The 19,156-nt window shown below is 69.2% G+C and carries 18 protein-coding genes; 15 read left to right on the top strand and 3 right to left on the bottom strand.

Annotated elements, in window-relative coordinates; translation table 11 throughout:
• The first annotated feature begins 15 nt into the window (after nt 1–15).
• The 10 genes from FHR84_RS16125 to FHR84_RS16080 all read left to right on the top strand — a co-directional run bounded on the left by FHR84_RS16125 (nt 16) and on the right by FHR84_RS16080 (nt 11,291).
• Nucleotides 16–480: an AtaL-like protein gene (locus tag FHR84_RS16125; protein ID WP_179536366.1), complete on the top strand. Its 465-nt coding sequence runs from the start codon at nt 16–18 to the stop codon at nt 478–480.
• 75 nt (nt 481–555) lie between these two features.
• The gene (asnB, locus tag FHR84_RS16120) at nt 556–2,409 is read left to right on the top strand and encodes an asparagine synthase (glutamine-hydrolyzing) (RefSeq protein WP_179536365.1); all 1,854 of its coding nucleotides are present in this window, start codon (nt 556–558) and stop codon (nt 2,407–2,409) included.
• 305 nt (nt 2,410–2,714) lie between these two features.
• A complete protein-coding gene (locus tag FHR84_RS16115; RefSeq protein ID WP_179536364.1) occupies nt 2,715–3,932 on the top strand; it encodes a 3-deoxy-7-phosphoheptulonate synthase in 1,218 nt (405 codons plus the stop codon).
• A 44-nt stretch (nt 3,933–3,976) separates the two neighbouring features.
• Complete coding sequence (locus FHR84_RS16110; protein ID WP_179536363.1) at nt 3,977–4,747, top strand: 2,3-dihydro-2,3-dihydroxybenzoate dehydrogenase; 771 nt, start codon at nt 3,977–3,979, stop codon at nt 4,745–4,747.
• Between the two features lie 118 nt (nt 4,748–4,865).
• A complete protein-coding gene (locus FHR84_RS16105) occupies nt 4,866–5,522 on the top strand; it encodes an isochorismatase family protein (RefSeq protein ID WP_179536362.1) in 657 nt (218 codons plus the stop codon).
• Complete coding sequence (locus tag FHR84_RS16100) at nt 5,519–7,420, top strand: anthranilate synthase family protein (RefSeq protein WP_179536361.1); 1,902 nt, start codon at nt 5,519–5,521, stop codon at nt 7,418–7,420. The genes FHR84_RS16105 and FHR84_RS16100 overlap by 4 nt, the downstream gene beginning before the upstream one ends.
• Entirely contained in the window at nt 7,420–7,749 is a 330-nt protein-coding gene (locus tag FHR84_RS16095; RefSeq protein WP_179536360.1) for a hypothetical protein, read from the top strand. The genes FHR84_RS16100 and FHR84_RS16095 overlap by 1 nt, the downstream gene beginning before the upstream one ends.
• 130 nt (nt 7,750–7,879) lie before the next feature.
• On the top strand, nt 7,880–9,067 hold the full coding sequence (locus tag FHR84_RS16090) for a 3-hydroxybenzoate 6-monooxygenase (protein ID WP_179536359.1): 1,188 nt from the start codon (nt 7,880–7,882) through the stop codon (nt 9,065–9,067).
• A 205-nt stretch (nt 9,068–9,272) separates the two neighbouring features.
• Nucleotides 9,273–10,748: a saccharopine dehydrogenase NADP-binding domain-containing protein gene (locus FHR84_RS16085; RefSeq protein ID WP_179536358.1), complete on the top strand. Its 1,476-nt coding sequence runs from the start codon at nt 9,273–9,275 to the stop codon at nt 10,746–10,748.
• A gap of 78 nt (nt 10,749–10,826) precedes the next feature.
• Nucleotides 10,827–11,291 carry a hypothetical protein gene (locus FHR84_RS16080; RefSeq protein WP_179536643.1) on the top strand — a complete coding sequence of 155 codons (465 nt, stop codon included), beginning with the start codon at nt 10,827–10,829 and terminating at the stop codon, nt 11,289–11,291.
• Nucleotides 11,292–11,318: 27 nt separating this feature from the next.
• Here the strand turns inward: FHR84_RS16080 and FHR84_RS16075 are convergent, their stop codons facing one another.
• The 3 genes from FHR84_RS16075 to FHR84_RS16065 form a co-directional block, all read right to left on the bottom strand.
• Nucleotides 11,319–12,710: a GNAT family N-acetyltransferase gene (locus tag FHR84_RS16075; protein WP_179536357.1), complete on the bottom strand. Its 1,392-nt coding sequence runs from the start codon at nt 12,708–12,710 to the stop codon at nt 11,319–11,321.
• 135 nt (nt 12,711–12,845) lie between these two features.
• On the bottom strand, nt 12,846–13,058 hold the full coding sequence (locus FHR84_RS16070) for a DUF2188 domain-containing protein (RefSeq protein WP_179536356.1): 213 nt from the start codon (nt 13,056–13,058) through the stop codon (nt 12,846–12,848).
• Between the two features lie 279 nt (nt 13,059–13,337).
• Entirely contained in the window at nt 13,338–14,330 is a 993-nt protein-coding gene (locus FHR84_RS16065; protein ID WP_179536355.1) for an aldo/keto reductase, read from the bottom strand.
• 242 nt (nt 14,331–14,572) lie between these two features.
• On the opposite strand from FHR84_RS16065, the gene FHR84_RS16060 reads away from it, so the two are divergent.
• The 5 genes from FHR84_RS16060 to FHR84_RS16040 all read left to right on the top strand — a co-directional run bounded on the left by FHR84_RS16060 (nt 14,573) and on the right by FHR84_RS16040 (nt 18,937).
• Entirely contained in the window at nt 14,573–14,755 is a 183-nt protein-coding gene (locus FHR84_RS16060) for a hypothetical protein (protein WP_026152646.1), read from the top strand.
• A gap of 120 nt (nt 14,756–14,875) precedes the next feature.
• Nucleotides 14,876–15,220 (top strand): thioesterase, encoded by a 345-nt coding sequence (locus FHR84_RS16055; RefSeq protein WP_179536354.1) that lies wholly within the window; start codon nt 14,876–14,878, stop codon nt 15,218–15,220.
• Between the two features lie 160 nt (nt 15,221–15,380).
• A complete protein-coding gene (locus tag FHR84_RS16050; protein WP_179536353.1) occupies nt 15,381–16,175 on the top strand; it encodes a hypothetical protein in 795 nt (264 codons plus the stop codon).
• Nucleotides 16,176–16,210: 35 nt separating this feature from the next.
• On the top strand, nt 16,211–18,118 hold the full coding sequence (locus FHR84_RS16045) for a fumarate reductase/succinate dehydrogenase flavoprotein subunit (protein ID WP_179536352.1): 1,908 nt from the start codon (nt 16,211–16,213) through the stop codon (nt 18,116–18,118).
• Nucleotides 18,119–18,178: 60 nt separating this feature from the next.
• Complete coding sequence (locus tag FHR84_RS16040; protein WP_179536351.1) at nt 18,179–18,937, top strand: succinate dehydrogenase/fumarate reductase iron-sulfur subunit; 759 nt, start codon at nt 18,179–18,181, stop codon at nt 18,935–18,937.
• Nucleotides 18,938–19,156: the final 219 nt, after the last annotated feature.

Genomic DNA, 19,156 nt, shown 5'->3' with positions numbered 1-19,156 from the left:
CGGGGGCTGTTTGCGATGACCGTACTGAGTTGGACAGTGCCGTTGGAGGCCGTCGACGGCCGGACGGACGTGGAGCTGAACCGGGAATCACTCCTGGCGAGCATGCGCGACAAGGCGGAGAACCCCGCCGCCTACATTCCCTACATCACGTCCTGCGACGTTCGTGAGCGCTATTCGGACGGAATTCTCCGCGAGATCCTGTACAGCAGCGGTGAACGCGTCGTGGAACGGGTCACCTACGGGGCGAACGGGCGCTTCGTTTTCGAGGTGACCGAGCCGCTGGACGTGGCCCGCGTGGTGAACCAGGTCTCCGAGTCGGGGAGTGGTTTCCTGTTCACCCTGGAAGTCACGCTCTCCGAGAGCGGAAACAAGAAGGCGATGCGCGAGCCGGGGTTCCTCGAGGAGACGTCCGCGCTGTTCGCGGGGTCCCTGCTGACCATCGCGCACGCCACGGTCGAACACTGCACGACCGTGAAGTGAGGCGGTGCCCACTGCCGTCGTTCTCCGAGGTCGATTCGCTCGGCTCGGGTTCATTACTCGTGAGAGGCCTATACTATGTGCGGACTTACCGGATGGGTGAGTTATCAGCGTGACCTGACCGGACGAGCGGAAACGATATCCGAGATGACCGGGACCATGGAGTGCCGCGGTCCCGACGAGCACGGAACGTGGATCTCCTCGCGCGCGTTGCTCGGACATCGCAGGCTCTCCATCATCGACCCGGAGAACGGCAGTCAGCCCATGCGCGCCGTCGAGGGCGACGACTCGCAACCCGTGATCAGTTACACCGGGGAGGTCTACAACTACCGCGAACTGTGGGAGGAGCTGCGGGAGCTCGGGCACGAGTTCCGGACGGCGACCGACACCGAAGTCGTGCTGCGCGCCTACCTGGAGTGGGGTGAGGGGTTCGCGGAACGCCTCAACGGGATCTACGCGATGGCCGTCTGGGACCCGCGGAGCGAGGAACTGCTGCTGGTGCGGGACAGGATGGGTGTCAAACCGCTGTACTACTACCCCACCTCGGACGGCGTCCTCTTCGGATCCGAGCCCAAGGCGGTGCTCGCCCACCCCGAGGCCGAGGCCGTGGTCGACGCCGACGGCCTGCGCGAGGTCTTCGGCATCGTCAAGACACCGGGCCACGCCGTGTTCCGCGGTATGCACGAGGTGCGTCCCGCCACCGTCGTGCGTTTCGGCCGCGACGGCCGGCGCACCTCACCGTACTGGGAGCTGCGCGCTCGGCCGCACACCGACGACCTGGAGACGACGATCAGCAGGGTGCGGGAGCTGCTGGAGGACATAGTGGACCGCCAGCTCGTGGCCGACGTCACCGTCGGCACGCTGCTGTCCGGGGGCATGGACTCCAGCGCGGTCACCGCCCTGGCGGCGAGGGCCCTGCGCGAGCGGGGGCACGAGCACCCGGTGGAGGCCTTCTCCGTCGATTTCAAGGGGCTCTCCGAGAGCTTCACCTCCAACGTGCAGTGGGCCGACCCCGACACTCCGTTCGCCGTCGAGGTCGCCGAGAGAGTGGGGGCCGAGCACGTCGTCGTCGAACTGGACAACCAGGACGTGCTCGATCCGGAAGTGCGCGAGTCGGTGTTGCGTGCCCAGGACCTCCCGGTCTCCACGGGGGACATGGAGTACTCGCTGCTGGTGCTCTGCCGCGAACTGCGGAAGCGCATGACGGTGGCCCTGTCCGGTGAGGCGGCGGACGAGCTGTTCGGCGGTTACACCTGGTTCCACGACGAGGAGGCGGTGGAGGCCGACACCTTCCCGTGGCACCACCCCTTCGAGAAAGCGGGCGGGATCGGTGCGCTGCGCGCGGTCGGGCTCTGGGACTCTCTGGGACTGGAGGACTACGTCAAGCAGCGCTACGCGCAGGCGCTGGAGGAGGTCCCGCGCCTGGAGGGCGAGACGGGAACCCGGGAGCGCATGCGCGAGCTGACCTACCTCAACCTGACCCGCTGGGAGAACTTCCTGCTGGACAGGAAGGACCGAATCAGCATGGCCGCGGGGCTGGAGGTCCGAGTGCCCTTCACCGACCACAGGCTCGTGGAGTACGTCTACAACACGCCGTGGGAGATGAAGAACTTCGACGGCAGGGAGAAGAGCCTGCTGCGGGAGGCGATGCGCGGGATCCTGCCCGACTCGGTGCTGGACAGGAAGAAGACCCCCTATCCGTCCACGCAGGACCTCGATTACGAGCTGGCGTTGCGGGAAAGGGTCGAAGGGCTGATCACCGAGGGGTCCCCCGTGCTGGACCTGGTTTCCGAGTCCGGAATCCGCGCGCTGCTCGACGAGCCGGTAGGCACCTACGGCGTCGGTGGTCCGTGGGGTGCGCGCGCCGTCCTGGAGCGGTTGGCCGAGTTCGACCGCTGGGTTTCCGAGTACGGTGTTCGTGTCGAGCTGTGAAGGACGCGCGGTCCTTCCGGAGCGGGTTCGCCGCTCCGGGGACGCGTGAACCGGTAGTACCCCAACCGATTCGACCCGCCGCGCCGGCGGGTCGAATTTTCGGCGCGACGACTCCCTCCGTCCGCGCGCGGTGGTGCGAGGATTCTTTTCTGTTTTTTCGCGGGGCGCTCGGATTTGTTTTTCGTTCCCGACTTCCGCGTGGTTCCACGTGACAAAGTGGCCGGTTCGAATTGTTCCAACCGGAGCGGGTCGGTCATCATGGATTGTGTTGTTTCCTGATTCGTTCTTTTTCGAGGTGGTCGAAAATGGTTTCCCCGTCGAAATCGGCTCCCCTGGAAACCGGGCACACCGGTGCGGGGTCCCTCGTCGAGGCGGTGCTTTCCCGCACCGCTGAGCAACAGCCGGACTGGCCCGACCCCGAGCACGTTTCCGGGGTCGGTGAGCGGTTGTCACGATTACCGGCCCTCGTCGACTCCGTGGACGTCCGGATCCTGCGTGGACTGCTGGCCGACGTGGCCGCGGGCAAGATGCGGATCGTGCAGGCGGGGGACTGCGCCGAGGACCCGGCCGAGTGCACCCCGGAGCACGTCGCACGCAGGACGGGGATGCTCGACTCCATGGCGGGTGTTCTCCGGATGAGCACCAGGGAACCCGTGCTCCGCGTCGGCAGGATCGCGGGGCAGTTCGGCAAACCCCGCTCCAGCCCCACCGAAGTGGTCGGGGGCAGGCGGCTGCCCGTCTACCGCGGGCACATGGTCAACGCCCTCGAACCCTCCGAAGAGGACCGGACGCCCGACCCCGAGAGGATGCTCGGGGGATACCGAGCAGCGCGGGACGTGATGAACCTGCTCGGCTGGCCCGGGGCGACCACCGGCTCGCTCATAGACCCGCCCGTGTGGACCAGCCACGAAGCACTGCTGCTGGACTACGAGTTGCCGTTGACCAGGCGTGATCCGACCGGGCTTCCGGTGCTCGGCTCGACGCACTGGCCCTGGATCGGCGAGCGCACCCGGCAGGTGGACGGTGCTCACGTGGCGCTGCTTTCCCAGGTGTTCAATCCCGTGGCCTGCAAGGTCGGCCCCAAGGCGACCGTCGAGGAGGTCGTGGAGCTCTGCGAGGCCCTCGACCCGGAACGCGTCCCGGGCAGGCTCACGCTGATCGCGCGCATGGGGGAGGGCGTGATCGAGGAGGGGCTGCCGCCGCTGGTCCGCGCGGTGCGTGCCGAGGGGCACCCGGTGATCTGGATGAGCGACCCCATGCACGGAAACACGGTGAGCCGCGCGGACGGGTCGAAGACCCGGTTGGTGGACTCGGTGATGAGCGAGGTCCGGAGCTTCCGCCGTCTGGTCGAGGAGGAGGGCGGAGTCGCGGGAGGCCTGCACCTGGAAACGAGTCCGGACGACGTCACCGAGTGCGTCACCGACGGTTCGGCCCCGGACCGGGCGGGGCGCGGGTACACGAGTCTCTGCGATCCCCGGCTCAATCCCGAACAGACCCTGCGGGTCGTGTCCGCCTGGTGCTGACCGTGTCCCGCCTCGGCGAAGACGTCCGACGGAGGTTGTGCGAATTGCGGAACAGAGTAGCGCTCGTCACCGGAGCGGCGGGTGGAATAGGGAGAGCGGTGGTCCGTGAGCTCGGTGCGCGGGGGGCGCGTGTGGCCGCTGTCGACCGGGACGAGGGGCGACTGAGCGGGGCCGGCGCGGAAAGCGCCGCCTCCGGGGAAGGAGTCGCGTTCTTCCCAGCCGACGTGTCCTCGAGCACCGAGGTGCGGGGACTGGTCGAGGAGGTCGAATCCCGTCTCGGGCCGATCGACTTCCTGGTCAACGCGGCCGGGGTGTTGCGCATGGGAGAGGTTCGTCGGCTCACTGACGAGGACTGGTCGACGACCTTCGCCGTCAACGCGGCGGGGGTCTTCCTCGTGTCGAGGGCCGTGTCCGACCGGATGGTTTCCAGGGGCGGGGGCGCGATCGTGACGGTGTCCTCCAACGCCTCTACGACCCCTCGGGCGGACATGGGGGCCTATGCCGCGTCGAAGGCGGCGGCGACGATGATCACCAAAACGCTCGGACTGGAGGTGGCCGAGCACGGTGTCCGGTGCAACGTGGTGGCTCCCGGTTCCACGGACACCCCCATGCTCAGTTCGATGTGGGAGGACTCCGGGGGGCGTGACGCCACGATAGCCGGGGTTCCCGAGCGCTACCGGGTCGGTATCCCGCTGGGGAAACTGGCCACCCCGGAGGACGTCGCCGACGCCGTGGCCTTCCTGCTGGGGGACGAGGCCGCGCACATCACCATGCACTCGTTGACCGTCGACGGCGGAGCGGCGCTCGGCTCCTGACCCCGGCCGCTCCAGCGCCGGTGCTCCACGTTCGTCGGTACGTGCAGCCCAGACGCGCGGACTCCGTTCGCGCGGGGAATTTTTCGAAGAATCCTTTCTCGGGAAAAAGGGAGTTATTATGGCGGGAATTCCGTCCGTGCCGCCCTATTCGATGCCCGGAGAAGAAGAGCTCCCAGTGAACACCGCGCGGTGGAAGCCCGATCCCGATCGTGCGGTCCTGCTGGTCCACGACATGCAGGAGTACTTTCTCAAGCCGTTCCCGGAGGAGCGGGAGCCTGGAGGGAACCTGGTCGACAACGCGGTCGCGCTGCGTCGGCGTTGTGCGGATCTCGGGGTTCCCGTGGCCTACACGGCGCAGCCGGGTGACATGACGACCGAGCAACGTGGGCTGCTCCGCGATTTCTGGGGCAGGGGGATGCGCGCCGAGCCCGGGGACCGCGAACTCGTCGCCCGGCTGTCGCCCGGCGGGAGCGACTGGGTTCTCACCAAGTGGCGCTACAGCGCCTTCTTCGCGACGGACCTGCTCGCGCGGCTCAGGGAGTCGGGACGCGACCAGCTGATCCTGTGCGGGGTCTACGCGCACGTCGGTGTGCTCGTGACGGCCTTGGACGCCTTCACCAACGACGTCCAACCGTTCCTCGTCGCCGACGCGGTGGCGGACTTCTCCGCCGACCACCACCGGATGGCGCTGGAGTACGCGGCCGGCCGCTGTGCCGTGGTCACCACGACCGCCTCGGTCGTGGCCGAACTGGGTGTCGGGGAGGTCGTGCGATGAACGAGGGACGAGAGCCCGGCAACGCCGACCCGCTGGGGGCGGTCCTGGAAGGCGACCCCCGGCCCTTCGCGCTGTTGCACCGCCCGGAGACGACGGGTGCGGACGTGGTGGAAATGCTCACCGGATCCGTCACCACGGTGGAGAACCTGGCCGATCTGCCGGTCCCGGACCTGCCGGGCACCACCGAGGAGGCAGGGGGAGACAGGCACGAGCTGCTGACGGTGGTCCCGTACCGGCAGCTCGCGGAGAAGGAGTTCGAGGCCCCGCAGGACGGGGCGCCGCTCATCGCGCTCAGCGTCAGCGGACAGCGGCGGCTGTCCACCGCGGATGTCCTCGAACGCGTGCCCGACACCGGGATCGACCTGCGTGACGAGCGCTTCGACCTGGACGACGGGGAGTACGCGGACACGGTGCGGCGGATCGTCGAGGACGAGATCGGCAACGGTGCGGGGGCGAACTTCGTCCTGGGGCGCTCCTTCCTCGCGGAGGTCGCGGACTACTCGACCGCACGTGCGTTGACGGTCTTCCGCAGGTTGTTGGAACGCGAATCGGGAGCCTACTGGACGTACCTGATCCACACCGGGCAGCGCACGTTCGTCGGCGCCTCGCCGGAACGCCACATCAGCCTGCGTGACGAGCACGCGGTCATGAACCCCATAAGCGGCACTTACCGCTATCCGGAGTCGGGGGCGAGCCTGGCGGGGATCCTGGAGTTCCTCGACGACTCCAAGGAAGTCGACGAGCTGTACATGGTCGTCGACGAGGAGCTCAAGATGATGAGTCGTGTCTGCGACAGGGACTGCCGTGTGACGGGGCCGCATCTGAAGGAGATGGCGCGGCTGGCGCACACCGAGTACTTCGTCCACGGGCACAGCGTTCGCGACGTGCGCGAGATCCTGCGGGAGACGATGTTCGCGCCGACGGTGACCGGCAGTCCGCTGGAAAGCGCGGCCCGGGTGGTTCGCCGCTACGAACCGGCGGGACGCGGGTACTACAGCGGGGTCGCGGCGTTGATCGGCCGGGACGAGCGCGGCGGACGCACCATGGACTCGTCCATCCTCATCCGGGCCGCGGAGATAACCCCGGACGGCCTGTTGCGCATCGGTGTCGGAGCTACGCTGGTCCGCGACTCGGACCCGGTCTCCGAGGTCGCCGAGACCAGGGCGAAGGCGGCCGGGATGCTCTCCGCGTTGCGCTCCGGGACCGGCAGGGGGTTCGACGAGCACCCGAGCGTGCGCGGCGCTCTGCGGCGGCGCAACGATTCGATAGCGACGTTCTGGCTGAGCGAGGAGGAGGAACGCGCCCGGTCCGCTCCCGAGCTGGCCGGGTTGAGGGTGCTGGTCGTCGACGCCGAGGACACTTTCACCGCGATGCTGGGGCACCAGCTCCGCTCGCTCGGCCTCGAGGTGACCGTGCGCCGCTTCGACGAGAACCACTCGACCGAGCACCACGATCTCGTGGTCATGGGGCCCGGTCCCGGTGATCCCAACGACGGGGGATCTCCCAAGATCGGGAAACTGCGCGAGACGACCGGGCGGCTGCTCTCCGAGCGGAAGCCCTTCGTCGCCGTCTGCCTGAGCCACCAGGTCCTGAGTTCGCTGCTGGGGTTGCCGGTCGTTCGCCGGGAACGCCCGAACCAGGGGACGCAACGGGAGATCGACCTGTTCGGCGCGGCGGAGCGCGTGGGCTTCTACAACACGTTCGCCGCCGTCTCCGCAGAGGACAAGATCGAGCTCCGCGGCGTGGGCGTGGTGGAGGTGAGCAGGGACCCCGGTACCGGAGAGGTGCACGCCCTGCGCGGTCCCGGACTCGCGTCGATGCAGTTCCACGCCGAGTCCCTGCTGACGGTCGCCGGGCCGCGGATCATCCGCGAGATGACGAGCGGGGTGTTGCTCTGATGCGGGCGGTCGTCGTCTGGTGGGACCTGAGGTACTCCGAACAGACCATCGATTCCCTGGGTGAGTACCTGAACGACGGAGCGGCGCGGCGCTTCTCCGGGGTTCACGGGCTGGTGCTGAAGTTCTGGATATCCGATCGGGGGGCCGATCGCTGGGGCGCGGTGCTCCTGTGGGAATCGGCGGACGCGGCCGCCGAGGCCGCGATGCCCTCCGGTGCGGCCGAGCTGATCGGTTACTCGCCGACCGAGCGCTACGAGTTCGACGTGGAGGCCGTCGTGGAAGGGATCCACGGCCTGGCCGAACAGGGCGGCGCGGCCGTCGTTCCCTGACCCCTCGGGTCTCTTCCGGAGGCCGTCTTCGGGTCTCCCGGTGATTCCCGGTTCGTTCGGAGGTGCTTTTCGAGCCCCTCCGCACGAACCGGTCGATCGATGTCGACGAATCGGAAAAGGACTGTGTGACGTGTACATTGTCGTCGCCGGTGGCGGAATCGGTGGCTTGGCCGCCGCTCTCGCCGCATCGGAACAGGGGCACGAAGTGCTCGTGCTGGAACGCAGGGAGAAGTTCACCGAACTCGGTGCCGGGATACAGCTGGGGCCCAACGCCTTCCACGCGCTCGATCGGCTCGGGGTCGGTGACCGGGTGCGGGAACTGGCCGTCCACATAGACGAGCTGTGCTTCATGGACGGAACCACGGGGGAGAACGTGGCCAGCATGCCGGTGACCGGTGCCTACCGGGAGCGGTTCGGCAACCCCTACGCCGTGGTGCACCGCATCGACGTCTACCGCCCGCTGCTCGAGGCCTGCCGCGCCGCGGACTCCGTCGAGCTGTGGAGCGGCGCCGCCGTGGCCGGGTACGAACACCACGGCACCGGCGGTGTCGTGGCCGTGCTGGAGGACGGTCGGCGGATAACCTGCTCGGCGTTGATCGGAGCGGACGGCATCCGCTCCTCCGTGCGCGCTCAGCTGGTGGGCGACGGCCCACCGCGGATCTCCGGGCACACCATCTACCGCTCGGTGGTTCCGATGGAGGAGGTGCCGGCCGAGCTCCGCTGGAACTCGGTCACCCTGTGGGCCGGGCCGAAGTGCCACTTCGTGCATTACCCGATCGGGGGTGGTGACCTGCTCAACCTGGCGGTCACCAGGGACGACGACGCCTCGGAGGAGGTCGTGGGCGAACCCGTGGACCGTGATCCGGTGTTGTCGGAGTTCCCCGAGTTCGTGCACGGGGCCCGCCGGTTGCTGGAGCTCGGGTCCGAGTGGAGAACCTGGGTGCTCTGCGACCGCGACCCGGTCGAGCGCTGGGCGGAGGGCCGGGTTCTGCTGCTGGGTGACGCGGCGCATCCGATGCTGCAGTACGCGGCGCAGGGGGCGTGCATGGCGTTGGAGGACGCCGTGGTGCTCGGCGGGACGCTGTCCTGCTCGGCAGAGGACGTGCCGGAGCGGTTCGAGGAGTTCAACGGGCGTCGTTCTCCCCGTACCGCGCGCGCCCAGTTCGTCTCCCGTGAAATGGGGCGGGTGCTGTACCACCCGGCAGGAGAAGCAGCGGTGGAACGCAACGCGCGGCTCCGCGGTCTCTCACCGGAGCAGCTCCACGACGAGGTGGCCTGGTTGCACGGTGCCGGGGTCGGTGATCCGGCGCTGACCTGAGTCGGATCCGGAACCGGAAGTCCTCCGCGGGATCGGAGGGGCGCACGAGGGCTTCGGGGGAGCCGCTCGATGCGGCCCTCGCGGCGGACCGGACCGGGCCCCTGGCCGGACCGCCGCCCCCGCCCCGGGCGCGGCACTACGCTGATCGGTCCTTCTTGTCACCGTGCTGTGGCCGAACCGTGTTCTCACCGGTACGTGTTGGAACATGGAAACCGGATGGCGTGTCGAATTCACCGGACGTGTGCTGTTGCTCGGGTGCGGGGCGGTGTCCCGGTGCCTGCAGCCGCTGCTGCTCAGACACCTCGACATGGACTTCCGACGGCTGACGATCGTGGACTTCGTCGACCGGCCCTCCGGCGCCGAACCGGCTCTGGAGGCCGGAGCGCGCTACCTGAGACACCGGATCACCCGGGAGAACTTCGCGGAGTTCCTGGGCGGGCAACTGTCCGGTGGGGACGTACTGATCAACCTCACCTGGGACATCGACTCCTGCGAGCTGGTCGAGTGGTGCCACTCGCACGGGGTGCACTACCTGGACACCTCGATCGAGACGTGGGACTCCAACGGGGACCCCGCGACGGCGACGGTGGACCGGACCACCTACCGCAGGCATGCCCGGCTCCACGAGCTCGCGGAAGAACTCGACGAGAGCGGTCCCACCACCGTGGTCGAGCACGGGGCGAACCCCGGACTGGTCAGCCACCTCACCAAGCGCGGGCTGCGGGACGTGGCGAGCGCGCTGCTCGAGGAGGACCGGCTGGGGCAGCGGCGGCTGGAACCCGGTAGGCGCGACCGGCTGCGGACGGCCCTCGCGGAGGGCGAGTACGCGGAACTGGCCATGGAAACGGGGACGAAGTCGATCCACATCTCCGAGCGGGACACCCAGACGGGGCGGCTCCCGAAGCGGGTGGACGAGTTCGTCAACACCTGGTCCGTCAAGGGGTTCTACGAGGAGGGGACCGCTCCGGCCGAACTGGGCTGGGGGACCCACGAGCGGAAGCTCCCGCCACGCGCCGTCACGCACGACAGCGGTCCGGGCAACCAGATCTATCTCGAGCGGACGGGGATGAGCACCTGGGTGCGCTCCTGGGTGCCCTCCACCGGGCCGATGCTGGGGCTGATGATCAGCCACGGGGAGACCTACACGATCGGACGACACCTGACCGTGCGTTCTCCGGAGGGACGGGTGCGCTACCGGCCGACGGTGCACTTCGCCTACCTGCCGAGCGACGCCGGACTGGCCTCGCTGCACGAGTGCCGGATGCAGGGCTACCGGATGCAGTCGAGCCAGCGGATCATGGGCGACGAGATCGTCGAGGGGATGGACGAGCTCGGCGCGCTGCTGCTCGGACACGACCTCAACGCGTGGTGGACGGGCAGTCAGCTCGACATCGAACAGGCGCGATCGCTGGTTCCCGGCCAGAACGCCACGACGCTCCAGGTGGCGGCCTCCGCGCTCGGCGCGCTGCGGTGGATACTGCGGAACCCGGGCAGGGGGCTGTGCGTGCCGGACGACCTCGACCACGAGGAGGTGCTCGGGGCCGCCGAGCCGTACCTGGGCAAGTGCCCGTCCACGAGGAGCGAGTGGACCCCGCTGGCCCACGGGGACGACTCGCTCGGGGAGGACCCGGAAGAGGGGAGAGACGACCCCTGGCAGTTCGAGAACGTCCTGGTGTCGTGAACCGGGCCCCGCCCCGTGCGGTTCGCCCCCAACGGAGTCACGCTCGGCGGTGTGCCGGACGGAGGAGGCGCGCTGTTCATGGACGAGCGGAACGAACACCGGGAACACCGGGACGGGAACCCGGGCAACGTCGACGAGCGGACCGCGACGGCCGTCGGCAGGGTGACCGAGGCGCTGGAGAAGGTGGAGCGGGCCCGTGGACTGCTCCACGAGTGGCACCAGCTCATCGGGGCCGCCGACGCGAAGCTGGCGGAGGGTGTTCGGCTGTTGCGCTCCCGCGGGCACACCGGATCGGCGGACAGGTTGGAGCGCGAGCTGCTCGGTCGCAACGTGCTGCCCGGGAGGTGGACCTTCCAGACGCTGGAGGAGTTCGACGACGGGTACTGGTCGCTCTTCCGCGAGCTGGAACGCCTGCTGCGCGACGAGCTGCTCGGAGGTCAGCGACACGTCCACGAGGCCCGCATGAAAGCCCGGGAGCGCAGCGAGGATTCCGCCGGGAACCCGTTGCCCGGTTTCGAGGGCACTCCGGACGAGCTCCCCTGAGGGGCCCGCCGCGCGGTGGCCGAGTACTCAGTGCGGGCTGGTCTCGGCCAACGTCCGACGGGATCCCGCCTCCCCCGCGCGGGCGCGGGAGCCCGCGGTTCCGTTCCGCAGGTCGAGCGCCCAGGACCACTCCCCGGGCTCGCCCGCGCCCGTGTGCCTGAAGCCCGCCGAGCGCAGGGTGCGGACCATCGCGGTGTTGTCCAGCTGTGTCAGCGCGCCGACGGTGTTCAGCCCGAGTTCCCCGGCGTGACCGAGCAGTTCGTCCCGGAGTGCCGAACCGACCCCCAGCCCGTGCCAGTCGTCGCGCACCAGCAGCGCGAGGTCGCCGTCGTCGCCGTCGTAACCGAGATTGCCCATGGCCACGAGCTCCCCACGCTCGGACAGGGCCACCGTCGACCTGCCGAGCGCGGGGGCGAGCAGCAGATCCAACTGCCGCTCCGTTGGCGTACCCGTGACGAAGTAGCGGCGGTGCATGCCCGCGCTCGAACAGCGCTCGTGGAGCGCGCGCACCAGGGCGATGTCGGAACGGTCCGCCGGGCGCAGCGTCACCCGCGAGCCGTCCTCGGCGTTCAGCTCCCTCACGGGGCGGCCGAGGCGTTGCCCGCAGCTCCCCGCCAGCCGGAGCATCGAGCGGGCCCTGGCGAACTCGGCCGGGGTGAACTCCCCGGCGGTGCGGTGCAGCGTCAACACCCCACCGGAGGGATGGAGCAGGCGCATGGTGGAGCCGTCGAGCTCGTCGGTGTCCGCTTCCGGGGACTGCGCTCTGCGCAGGGAGACCTCTCCGAGCAGCGCGCGCAGCGCGCGTGTCGGCTCGACCGTGCCCTCGACCAGGTCGCCCGCCAGGCGCAGCGCCCGTGTCGGGACGTCGTCGAGCTCGTGCGGGTCGGTGCGCTCGGCGGTGATCCTCCCGGCTCCCGCGCGGGCCACCGTCTCGACCAGTTCGTCGTGTCCGGTTCCCGCGGGCAGGTGAACCAGCAGCTCGTCGACCGCCGCGTCGGAGACCGGATGCACCTGCATGGTCCTGATGTCCGCGTCGAGCAGGGCGAGTTGCCCCGTCAGCGCCGCCAGGTTGCCCGGCGTGTCGTCCACCGAGGCGCGGACGCGCCAGAGCTCGCGCTCGGGGGAGCTCTCCAGCGGGACCGTGATCGGCTCCTCCGGCGGGCCCTGTCCGGCCCTCCTGCGTGAAGGGCCGATCACGGCGCGGCCCGCCACGTGCAGGGCGACGGCGACGAGCAGCGCACTTCCGGTGATCAGGAACGTCAGGGCGCCGGACCGGGCGAGCCCCGAGTGGAGCAGCACCAGCTGCGCCACTCCGGTCAGCGAAACGAACCCGGCGGCTCCTGCCAGGGGGCCGAGTGCCCGCGCGGAACCGTCCGCCTGTCCACGTGGGTAGGAGACGAGCTCCCGGAATCCGCTCATGCGGACATCCTGGGGGCCGGGTGTTACCGGCGTGCTAACGAAGCGTTTCGGGAACCGTTCCGCCCGAGCCGTCGCGGTGCGGACTCGTGGGTGGAGGCCACGGGCCGCAACGGCCCGGGCCACCGCGTCGAGCCGCTACGAGGTCGTTTGAATCGTGCGACGGTCGCGAACCGATCCGTCCACCCCGTGGATGAGGATCTCGCCTCCGTCGGTGTCCTCCAGTTGCCTGCGTGCTTCGTCGATCGCGTCCGCCTGGGTGCTGGTGCTCGACTCGGCGGAGTCGGTGGCCGTGCCGACCACCTTCCAGCCGCCACCACCGTTTCCGGGAACGACGTGTCGCTGGGCCATGGTTGCCTCTCCGGAAGGGGAAACGTCCTGTTCCGGCCTACCCGCGCTGGAGCGTTTCTACACCACTCGGGTACCTGGACCAAGGCGATCAATTCCCCGCCCGCTCGTCAACACCGGTCTCCGGCCGCCCCGCCGGGGAGGGGAGCGTCGCGGCAGGACGGTGCGGGGCGGGACGAGCGCACTGGAATCGTGGTGCCGCCTCCCGCGGGGCAGGGCGAGGCGGCACCGCGGTCCGGAACGGGCGGTGGCGCCGCCCCGACGGCCGCGAAGCCGTGCCGCTCAGACGTGCACGCTGCGCATCCCGCGTTCGTCGTAGCGTTCGCCTGCCGCGACCCCGCGCGGAGCGACCCGCTCGATGCTCTCGAGGTCCTCCTCGGTGAGTGCCACGTCCGTGGCGCCCACGTTCTCCTCCAGGTGCTCCCGGCGCTTGGTGCCGGGGATGGTCACGATGTCCTCTCCCCGGGCCTGTACCCAGGCCAGGGCGAGCTGGGAGGCCGAAACGCCCTTCCGACCGGCCAGTTCGTGCACCCGATCGACCACGTCCAGGTTGCGCCGGAAGTTCTCGCCCCGGAAACGCGGGGTACCGCGCCGGTAGTCGTCGGCGGGGAGGTCCTCGACCGAACGGATCCTCCCGGAGAGGAAACCCCGCCCCAGCGGGGAGTAGGCCACGAAGCCGATGCCCAGCTCGCGGCAGGTGTCCAGCACTCCGTTGTCCTCGGGATCCCTGCTGAACAGCGAGTACTCGGTCTGCACGGCGCTGACGGGATGGGTCGCGTGGGCTTCGCGGATGGACTCGGGAGCGGCCTCGGAAATACCGAGGTAGCGCACCTTGCCCTCCCGCACGAGGTCGGACAGCGCTCCCCAGGTCTCGGCTACCGGCACCTCGGGATCGACCCGGTGCTGGTAGTACAGGTCGATGTGGTCGACCCCGAGCCTGCGCAGCGAACCGTCCACGGCGGTGCGCAGGTACTCGGGCCTGCCGTTGACCCTGCCCACGAGGTTGCCCTCCTCGTCGACCTCGTTGCCGAACTTGCTCGCCAGCACCACTTCGTCCCTGCGCCCGGCCAGGGCCCGCCCGATGAGGCGCTCGTTGGTCCAGGGGCCGTACACATCGGCCGTGTCGAGGAAGTTCACCCCGAGGTCGAGCGCTCGGCGGATGGTCGCGAGGGACTCCTCGTCGTCACCTCCCGTGTAGGCGAAGCTCATGCCCATGCACCCGAGCCCCTGCACGGTGACCCGCAGGCCCTGGCTTCCCAGCGCGCGTTGTCGCATTCGAAGGCTCCACATCTGCCGCGTGATCGTTCCAAGCGCGAGTGTCCCCCCGCGCCGGCCGGAACACGAGAACAGCGGGCCGGCTCGTCCCTTCCGGGAGCGGACGGGCTCCGGACGGTTCCGGGATCCGTTCCGCTCGTCGCACGAATCGGTGCCGTTCCGGCGCTGTCGCCTCCTGCGTATGGGCTGATCGTGCGATGGTGGTCCTCGATTTGCGGCCGTTCGGGACGCGGAGGTCGGGAGTGGACCGTAAGAGTGTGCTCATTCTGGTGGCGTTCGCGGGCATAGCCGTCGGCTACCTGGTGGTGCGTGACCCTGTCGGCGCGGCCGGGATCGCTCGCCAGGGCGCGACGGTGTTGTTCGACAGCGTCTCCTTCGTCTTCCAGTCGTTGGTCACCTTCGTCCGGCACCTCTTCGCGGGGTGAGGGTCCGTGCGTTCCGGACGCGCGCGGTGAGCCGTTCATCACATGTGTCTCTTGCCACTTATGCTTGTCGGGTGCAGAGTCGTGCTGTGAACGGGCCGGAACGCTGAAGGGGTGTCGGAGATGTCCTCGACGACTGAACTGGGTGAGGTGTTGCGGGCGCTGTCCCAGCTGCGCACCGGTGTCGACGGGCTGTACGCGCGCTACGGGGACATCCCCGTGGTGCGGCGCATCGAGAACGACTTCCAAAGACTCGAGATCGACGTTTCCGAGCTGTCCACGACCGCCCCGGGAGCGCCACGGCAGCGTTCCGGGCCCCGGTCGCCGGCTCCCCCCGGAACCGCGGGGGGCCGGCGCGGGCAGGCCGAGAACGAGATCGTCGAGGTTCCGGACACCCCCTACGACCCCTCCTGGTGGCGCGGGGTCGACGACGAGGGCGTGGGGGGCCAATCACCGCGCGACGACTGATTGAGGTTTTCCGCTCTCCCCGCCGCGGGCGCTCGGGTGGTGTGTTTCTGCGCTGCCGCGCCGGAGGAAGTCCCAGAACCGACCAACGACCCGCCCCGAGAGCACCAGTGCGCACGACTCCCCGATCGATCAGTCCACCCGCAATCCCCAGAGGTCGAGCATGTCCGCTCCCACAACCACATCCGGTCAACGCCGCGCCCGGACCCTGCGAACCGATCGGTGGTGGTTGCCGCCCCTGGGGACCGCCCTGGGGCTGTCCGCCTTCGTGATCTACGGCCTGGTGCGCACCTTCATGAACCAGTGGTACTGGGCTCCCGATCAGCACTACCTCGCCCCGTTCTTCTCCCCCTGCCTCAGCGAGGCGTGCGTTCCGGGGGCGAGCCACCTCGGAACGCCCTTCCCCGATCTGGCCCCGTGGGTCCCGCCGCCGGTGTTCGTGCTGCCTTTCGTGCTCGGCTTCCGGCTGACCTGCTACTACTACCGCAAGGCCTATTACAGGGCGTTCTGGGCGGCCCCTCCCGCGTGTGCGGTGACCGAGCCACATCGGCGCTACACCGGTGAGAGCCGCTTTCCGCTGATCCTGCAGAACTCCCACCGCTACTTCTTCTACACCGCGTTGCTGGTCGCCGCGGTGCTCACCTACGACACCGTGCTCGCCTTCCAGGGCGTGAACGGAGGGTTCGGCATCGGCCTCGGAACCCTGCTCATGGTGGTCAACGTGGTGCTGCTCTGGGCCTACACCCTCTCCTGCCATTCCTGCAGGCATCTGATCGGTGGACGGATCAATCACTTCTCCAAGCATCCCGTGCGGTACCGCATGTGGACCTGGGTCAGTGGTCTGAACGGCAGGCACATGTCACTCGCCTGGGCGTCCCTGGTCTCGGTGGCGCTGGTGGACCTGTACGTGATGCTCGTCGCGGCCGGGGCGTTCCCCGACCCGCGCCTGATCAACTGATTCGCCGCCGGTTACGAGGAGGAACCGCACAGCACATGGCCGAAATCGAGACCCACGAGTACGACGTGATCGTGATCGGAGCGGGCGGGGCGGGACTGCGTGCCGCGATCGAGGCACGTTCGCGAGGAATGCGGACGGCGATACTGTGCAAGTCGCTGTTCGGCAAGGCGCACACCGTCATGGCAGAGGGCGGTATCGCGGCCGCCATGGGCAACGTCAACTCCGGGGACGACTGGCGGGTGCACTTCCGCGACACGATGCGCGGGGGCAAGTTCCTGAACAACTGGAGGATGGCCGAGCTGCACGCCACCGAGGCGCCCCGGCGGGTGTGGGAGCTGGAGACCTACGGAGCGCTGTTCGACCGCACCCCGGAGGGGAAGATCAGCCAGCGCAACTTCGGCGGGCACGAGTACCCGAGGCTGGCTCACGTCGGGGACCGGACCGGGCTGGAACTGATCCGCACCCTGCAGCAGAAGGTCGTGTCGCTGCAGCAGCGGGACCGGGCCGAGCACGGGTCCTACGAGGCGGGACTGCGGGTGTTCGCCGAGTTCACGGTCACCGACCTGCTCCGCGACGGTGACCGGATGGCCGGGGCGGTCGGCTACTGGCGGGAGAACGGGAGGTTCGTGCGCCTGACGGCTCCATCCGTGGTGCTGGCCACCGGTGGCATAGGCAAGTCCTTCAAGGTCACCTCGAACTCGTGGGAGTACACCGGGGACGGACACGCCCTGGCACTGCGCGCGGGGGCTCGGCTGATCAACATGGAGTTCGTGCAGTTCCACCCCACTGGGATGGTCTGGCCGCCCAGCGTGAAGGGGATCCTGGTCACCGAGTCCGTGCGCGGGGACGGCGGAGTGCTGCGGGACTCTGCGGGACGCCGGTTCATGTTCGACTACGTGCCCGAGGTGTTCAAGGCGTCCTACGCGGACGGGCCGGAGGAGGCCGACCGCTGGTACTCGGACCCGGACAACAACCGCAGGCCCCCCGAGCTGCTGCCGCGCGACGAGGTGGCACGTGCGATCAACAACGAGGTCAAGGAGGGCAGGGGCAGCCCGCACGGGGGAGTGTACCTGGACGTCGCGGGCAGGCTCTCCACCGAGGAGATCATGCGCAGGCTGCCCTCCATGCACCACCAGTTCAAGGAGCTGGCCGATGTGGACATAACCTCCCAGAGCATGGAAGTGGGCCCCACCTGCCACTACGTGATGGGCGGGGTCGAGGTGGATCCGGACTCGGCCGCCTCCGCGGTACCGGGGCTGTTCGCCGCGGGCGAGGTGGCCGGCGGGATGCACGGGTCGAACAGGCTCGGGGGCAACTCCCTGTCCGATCTGCTGGTCTTCGGGAAACGCGCGGGTGCCGGGGCCGCCGACTACGTGTCCGGGCTGGAGCGGCGCCCCGAAGTGGACCCGGCCGATGTGGACGAAGCCGTCGGTGCGGCGCTGGCGCCCTTCGAAGTCGCCGACGCGCGCGGTGCGGAGAACCCGTACGCGATGCAGTCCGAACTGCAGCAGGTGATGAACCGGCTGGTCGGCATCATCCGGGACGGGGAGGAGATGTGCTCGGCGCTGGAGCAGATCGCCGAGATCGGGCAGCGTGCCGGAAGGCTGGCCGTGCCGGAGGGCAATCGCCAGTTCAACCCCGGATGGCACCTGGTGCTGGACGTGCGCAACATGCTGCTGGTCGGCGAGTGCGTGGCCGCCGCGGCCCTGCGGCGGACCGAGAGCCGGGGTGGGCACACCCGGGACGACCACCCGCGCATGGACCCCAACTGGCGCAGCAGGTTGCTGGGCTGCGTCCTGCGTGACGGCGCGGTGGAGGTCTCCGAGCAGGAGCAGGAGCCGATGCGCGCGGACCTGATGCGGTTGTTCTCCCGTGAGGAGCTGGAGAAGTACTTCACCGCGGAGGAGCTGGCCGTGGAGGAGACGGCCTCCCGAACGGAGTGACGAGGCCGGGGAGAGCCGGCGCGGAAACCGCTGTGAACGGCTGTGTGGAAGGGATCGGCGATGGGATACCAGGCGCGCCTGCGAGTGTGGCGCGGGGACTCCGAATCGGGTGAGCTGCGGGACTACGAGGTCGAGGCGGAGGAGGGGGAAGTGGTCCTCGACCTGCTGCACCGGCTGCAGGCCACCCGGTGCCCGGACCTCGCCGTGCGGTGGAACTGCAAGGCGGGCAAGTGCGGATCGTGCTCCGCCGAGGTGAACGGCAGGCCCAGGCTCACCTGCATGACGAGGATGTCGCTGTTCGACCCCGACGAGGTCGTCACCGTCACCCCGATGCGCACCTTTCCGGTGATCAAGGACCTCGTGTGCGACGTCTCGTACAACTACGTGAAGGCGCGCGAGGTGCCCGCTTTCACACCTCCGGAGGGGCTGGAACCAGGTGAGTACCGGATGCAGCAGCGGGACGTGGAGCGCTCCCAGGAGTTCCGCAAGTGCATCGAGTGCTTCCTGTGCCAGGACACCTGTCACGTGATCCGGGACCACGCGGAGAACAAGGAGGCCTTCTCCGGTCCGCGCTTTCTGATGCGGGTGGCCGAGCTCGAGATGCACCCGCTCGACGACTACGCGGAACGGGGCGGGGACCGCCCGGAGGAGTCCCGCGGGGAGCACGGGCTCGGGATGTGCAACATCACGAAGTGCTGCACCGACGTGTGCCCGGAACACATCCGGATCACCGACAACGCGCTGATTCCGCTCAAGGAGCGCGTGGCCGATCGCCGCTACGACCCGATCCTGCGATTCTTCCGCCGGAAGAAGGAGTGATCCGTTCGGGTGCGCTCCGGACGGGGTGCGCCTGCCTCGGAACGTCTCGCGCGAGACGTGTTCTCCGGAACGGGTCCGGAGTGACGGTTTCGCGCGAGACGTTCCCGGTGTTCCGGGTAGCGCGCCCCGTCCGTGCGAACACCGCTGCCCGGACCCGGGAATCCGCCTCACGTGCAGGCGGGGGTTCCGCACAGCGACCGCCCACGACAGGGGGACCGG

The sequence above is a fragment of the Actinopolyspora biskrensis genome, from assembly GCF_013408175.1.
GTDB classification, from domain to species: domain Bacteria; phylum Actinomycetota; class Actinomycetes; order Mycobacteriales; family Pseudonocardiaceae; genus Actinopolyspora; species Actinopolyspora biskrensis.
Note: the sequence above shows the minus strand (reverse complement) of the source record. Positions and strands in the feature narration are given on the sequence as shown.